At 66.3% G+C, this 4,797-nt stretch carries 4 protein-coding genes and 1 tRNA gene; 4 read left to right on the plus strand and 1 reads right to left on the minus strand.

The window, feature by feature from the left end:
• The 4 genes from I5M_RS24210 to rhuM form a co-directional block, all read left to right on the plus strand.
• On the plus strand, positions 1–683 hold a 683-nt coding region (locus I5M_RS24210), incomplete at its 5' end, for a hypothetical protein (protein WP_031337435.1).
• 7 nt (positions 684–690) lie between these two features.
• A complete protein-coding gene (locus I5M_RS24215) occupies positions 691–2,385 on the plus strand; it encodes a heme biosynthesis protein HemY (RefSeq protein WP_022723754.1) in 1,695 nt (564 codons plus the stop codon).
• Positions 2,386–2,540: 155 nt separating this feature from the next.
• Positions 2,541–2,616: transfer RNA gene (locus tag I5M_RS24220), tRNA-Thr, on the plus strand.
• A gap of 101 nt (positions 2,617–2,717) precedes the next feature.
• On the plus strand, positions 2,718–3,791 hold the full coding sequence (rhuM, locus tag I5M_RS24225) for a RhuM family protein (RefSeq protein WP_022723755.1): 1,074 nt from the start codon (positions 2,718–2,720) through the stop codon (positions 3,789–3,791).
• A gap of 48 nt (positions 3,792–3,839) precedes the next feature.
• Here rhuM and I5M_RS32920 read toward each other — a convergent pair.
• Positions 3,840–4,797: SGNH hydrolase domain-containing protein (locus I5M_RS32920; RefSeq protein ID WP_022723756.1), on the minus strand; the 958-nt coding region annotated here is incomplete at its 5' end.

The following is a 4,797-nucleotide window of genomic DNA, read 5'->3' on the forward strand; positions in this document are numbered from 1 at the left end:
CCGCCAGAAGAGCTGCGGCGATGTCGGGCAGCCCGGCCAGCGAGCCGGCGACCGACCAGAAGGCCGACGACAGCGCCGCCACAATCGCGGGGCTGAATCAGCGCCTTGCCGCGCTGGAAGAAGAAGCCAAAATGGCCAAGGCTGCGCCGCAGCCAACCGCGGTCGATGACGCGCCGCTACGCCGGATGGTGGCGGCGACGCTGCTGGATATCTCCGCCCAGCGCGGCGAGCCCTATGCGGCGCTGTTGCAGACTGCCAAGCCGCTGGCGCCCGATCCGGCCGCGCTGGCGCCGCTCGAGACGTTCGCGTCGACCGGCATTCCGAGCGCGCGCGAGCTCGGTCGTCAGCTGATCGCCACGATGCCGAAGCTGATGCCCGACAAGGCGCCCGCCACCGACAGCTTCGCGGACCGCTTCCAGGCCCGCGCCGAGCGGCTGGTCAAGATCGAGCGCACCGACGCTGTAGCCGGGCCGGATCGCGCCGCGATCGTCAGCCGGCTGACCGCCGACGGCCAGGCCGGCGACCTCGATGCGGCGCTGAAGGAGCTGAAAGCGCTTGCGCCGGCCGACCGCGCTCCTGTTCAATCCTGGATTGATAAAGCCGAAGCGCGCGGCAAGGCTCTGGCCGCGGCACATTCGTTCGCCACCGCAGCGCTGGGCGCGCTGCAGAAAACCTCGCGATAGGGTCGCCATGCTGCGCATCATTCTGTTTCTCGTCTTTATCGCGCTTGCGGCGGCGGGCGCGGCCTGGATCGCCGAGCAGCCCGGCGACGTCGTGCTGTCGTGGAGCAGCTGGCGCGCCGAGACATCGCTACCCTGGTTCTTGTTGATCGCCGGCGTCGCGATCGTGGCGGTAGTGCTGGCGCTGGCGATCATCACCGGGCTGTGGCGCACGCCCGGCCGGTTCCGGCGCGGCCGGGTGGCCAAGCGCAATGCCCGCGCCCGTCAGGCCATCACTCAAGGTCTCTTGGCGGTCGGCCACGGCGACGCCGCCACCGCGCGGATGCACGCCAATGCGGCGCGGCGTCACGCCCCACACGATCCGCTGGCGCTGCTGTTGCAGGCCCAGACCGCGCAGCTGGAAGGCGACCGCGAGGCCGCGCGCCGCGCCTTCGTGGCGATGGCCGGCCGCGACGACACCAAGTCGCTCGGCATGCGTGGGCTTTATATCGAGGCCCAGCGCGCCGACGATCCCTACGCCGCACTGGCGATCGCCGAGGAGGCGCTGCGGCTGCATCCCGGCTCGGCCTGGGCGTCGCATGCGGTGCTCGGCTTCCGCTGCGCCCGCGGCGACTGGAGCGGCGCGCTCGATATTCTGGAAACGAGTCACGCCGCCGGATTGATCGACAAGAAGGCCTATCGGCGCCAGCGCGCGGTGCTGCTCGCCGCCCGCGCGATCGAGGCCGAGGACAGTGACGAGAGCCTGTCGCGTGACAGCGCGCTCGAGGCCAACAAGCTGGCGCCGACGCTAGTGCCATCAGCGGTGCTGGCCGCCAAGTACATGGCGCAGGCGCATCAGGCGCGCCGCGCCATGAAGATCATCGAGACCGCCTGGGCGGCCGAGCCGCATCCCGATCTCGCCGACGCCTATGCGGACATCAAGCCGGGCGACCCGCCGGAGACGCGGCTGGCACGAGTGCAGAACCTGACGGCCAAGAACGCCGATCACCTCGAAAGCGCTTTGGCGTTGGCCCGCGCCGCGATCGATGCCCGCGACTTCAAGCGCGCCCGCAGCGCGCTCGATCCGCTGGCCGACCGGCCGACCCGCCGCGCCGCGATGCTGATGGCCGAGCTCGAACATTCCGAGCACGGCGACAGCGCCAAGGCCCGCGCCTGGACGCTGCGCGCCGTCCGCGCGGCGCACGACCCGGTCTGGACCGCCGACGGCTACGTCTCCGACCACTGGCGACCGGTATCGCCGGTCACCGGCCGGCTCGACGCCTTCCAGTGGCAGGTACCGGTCTCGGCGTTGCCGTCCAAGCGGGCCGTGGTGGTCGAAGACAAATTTCACGACGCGCTGATCGCCGAAGCCCGCCCCGAGGCGTTGCCGCCGGCGCAGGCCGAGGAACCGGTGACGGTGACGATCGAGCCGGAAGCGGCGCCGGCCTCGGTGCCTGCCAAGGAGCCGGTGAACGAGCTGGCCAAAGAGGTCTCCGCCAAACCCGCCGAAGCCGAGGCCGACAAAGCCAAGCCGGCTGACAACGTCGTCTCCGTGAGCCCGTCGCTGTTCCACCGTCCAAAGGCCAGCCCGGCGCCGGTGATCCCGATCGTCCGTGCCCCGGACGATCCGGGGGTCGACGAGACCAGCAGTGACTTCGCCGGCCATGAGGCCGAGGCGGCCCCGGCCGGCGGCTGGCGTGGCTACGGTCCCCGTCCAGATGCCTGAGGCGCTGCCCATCCGTTTGGCGGGGCGGGCCTGCGAATGACAGTGATGCAACAGGGCGGACACGCGCGGCCCACCGCTCGCCGGCCTTGCCAATCCGGCCGCTGACCGATATCAGGGGCCGGCGTTTTCGGGCGCAAATCAGCCCGCCCGCAGTTGCCGCAATAGCTCAGCTGGTAGAGCACGTCATTCGTAATGACGGGGTCGGGGGTTCGAATCCCTCTTGCGGCACCATTTTTATTATTTTGCTTTTTGGCATTTTCAGTCCGGATCTATTTTGCTGCCGCAATCAGGCAACTGATCGCGGCGAAGCCATCCAAGCTTAGGACCGACCAATGGCGCCCCTGCCTACAGAGCCCGTGCACCTTGTTGAAGACGCGGCGACGGGCGACCGATTTTTGATCTATCGGACGGACCGCGGCATCAAAGTCGAGCTGCGCTATGAGGGCGAGACCCTGTGGATGTCGCAAGCGCAGATTGCCGATCTGTTTGGCGTCTCGCGCCAAATGGTCAATGCCCACGTCAACAACATCTATCAGGAGGGAGAGCTCGACCGGCAGTCAACCTGCAAGGAAAGCTTGCAGGTTCGCGACGAAGGTGGCCGGCAAGTCAATCGTAAGACCCTCATCCACAACCTCGATACGATCATCGCTGTGGGGTACCGAGTCTCCTCCAAACAGGGCACCCTCTTCCGCCGGTGGGCCACCGAGAAACTGGTCCAGTTTGCCACTAAGGGCTTCGTAATCGATGCCGAACAGCTGAAGGCGCCCGACAGCAGAGACCGCGTTGCCGAACTCAAAGAGATCATCCGAGACATCCGCTCGGATGAGGCGAATGTCTACCGTGAGATCAAGCGCATTTGCGCGATGTGCAGCGACTATGATCCGAAGTCGGCAGCTTGGCAGACGTTCTACGCCCATACCCAGGCCAAGCTTATGTATGCGGTGACAGCTCACACGCCTTCCGAAATGGTCCAGAGCCGTGCCAACGCCGATCATCCGAACATGGGTTTACGCACATGGAAGGGCGGCAACATCACCAAGGCGGATGTCGATATTTCGAAGAACTATCTGGCCGAAGGTGAACTGCGGGAATTCAACCGTCTGACAGTGATCCTACTCGATATCTTCGAGGATCAGCTTGACCTCGGAAAGATCAACACGATGGCCGAGATCGAGGCGTTGTTGGACAATCAGCTGAAGTCGCTCAATCGGAGTCTTCTGAGAGGTGGCGGCTCGGTCAAGGCCGAGCAAGCCAAAGTCCATGCTTTGGAGCAATACGAATTGTTCAACGCGAAGCGTAAGGCAATACGGTTTGCCGAGGCTGATGCCGCTTTGAAGGCGCTCAGGGCCGAAGAGAAATCTCTCCCAAGACCGCCCCGCCGCACTCCGCCAACAAAGAAGGGTTAGCGGTTCATACTCGACCCTCGATTCGAGCTTGTGTTGGATGCCGGAGAATCACTCGCGCAGTAGCTGGTCCGCAATCGCCTTGACGTAGTAGCGCGATCCCGCGACCGTGAGGTGCGAGCCGTCGAACGCGATCGGGGCGCCGCGATCGGGGACGGTGAGCAGGCAGCGGTCCTGGTTGCACAGTGTTTGCGTGGGCGAGATGAATTCGGCACCGGCTTCGGTGAAGAAGCGGCGCAGTCGCTCGTTATCATCGGCGTAGGATGACCACAGATGCGTGCTGTCGCGCGTCGGCAGCGACGCGGCGCCGAGGCCGGCTGCCTGCGTACGCAGCGCCTGCGCCAGGATGCGCGGCGGGGTCATTCGCCAGGCCGGCATCCGGCCGATCACCACGATACGGCGGACGCCGAATGATTTGAGATCGGCGAGCGTGGTGCGGATGAGCTGATCGACCGCGGCCGGATCGCGATCGGGTCCGTCGTAATCGTGCCACTGCTGCGCCGCCATGATCACGGTGTCGGGTTTCAGCTCGATCAACCGCTGGCGAACCGCCTGATTGAGCGCGGCGCAGTCCATCGCGCGCTTGGCCTCGAAGCCGAAGATCGGCGGGCACAGCGCGGCGGTGTATTGCGACAATCGGAACGTGCCGCGGGCGCGCTGAAGTTCGCGCAGCCCGGGATAGAGATGGGCGGCGTGAGAGTCGCCCCACAGCACGATGCGCGGCGCATCGGAGGGCTGAGCGTCATCGCAAGTGGCAGCGAATTGCGTGCCCGAAGTGAGGAAGCAACTGCCGCTGCGATACGCGGCCTCCGCCTCGCTCTTGTAGTCGCGCGTGACGATCTCGACGTCGGAACCGAACCGCGACGGCACGCCGCCTGCTGCATAAATGCCGATCCCGGCGAGGCCGATTACCGCGACAGCGCTGGCCAGGGCGGCCGTCTTGGCGCGCGTCGGCCGATAGCGAAAGCCTCGCTCGACAAAGCGCCAGGTCAGTCGGCAAGGGAACGCG

This window comes from Rhodopseudomonas sp. B29, from assembly GCF_000333455.1.
Lineage (GTDB): Bacteria > Pseudomonadota > Alphaproteobacteria > Rhizobiales > Xanthobacteraceae > Rhodopseudomonas.

Excerpts from the sequence above, each read along its gene's own strand:
- I5M_RS24215 (WP_022723754.1), top strand. The coding sequence starts at position 691 with ATGCTGCGCATCATTCTGTTTCTCGTCTTTATCGCGCTTGCGGCGGCG.
- rhuM (WP_022723755.1), top strand. The coding sequence starts at position 2,718 with ATGGCGCCCCTGCCTACAGAGCCCGTGCACCTTGTTGAAGACGCGGCG.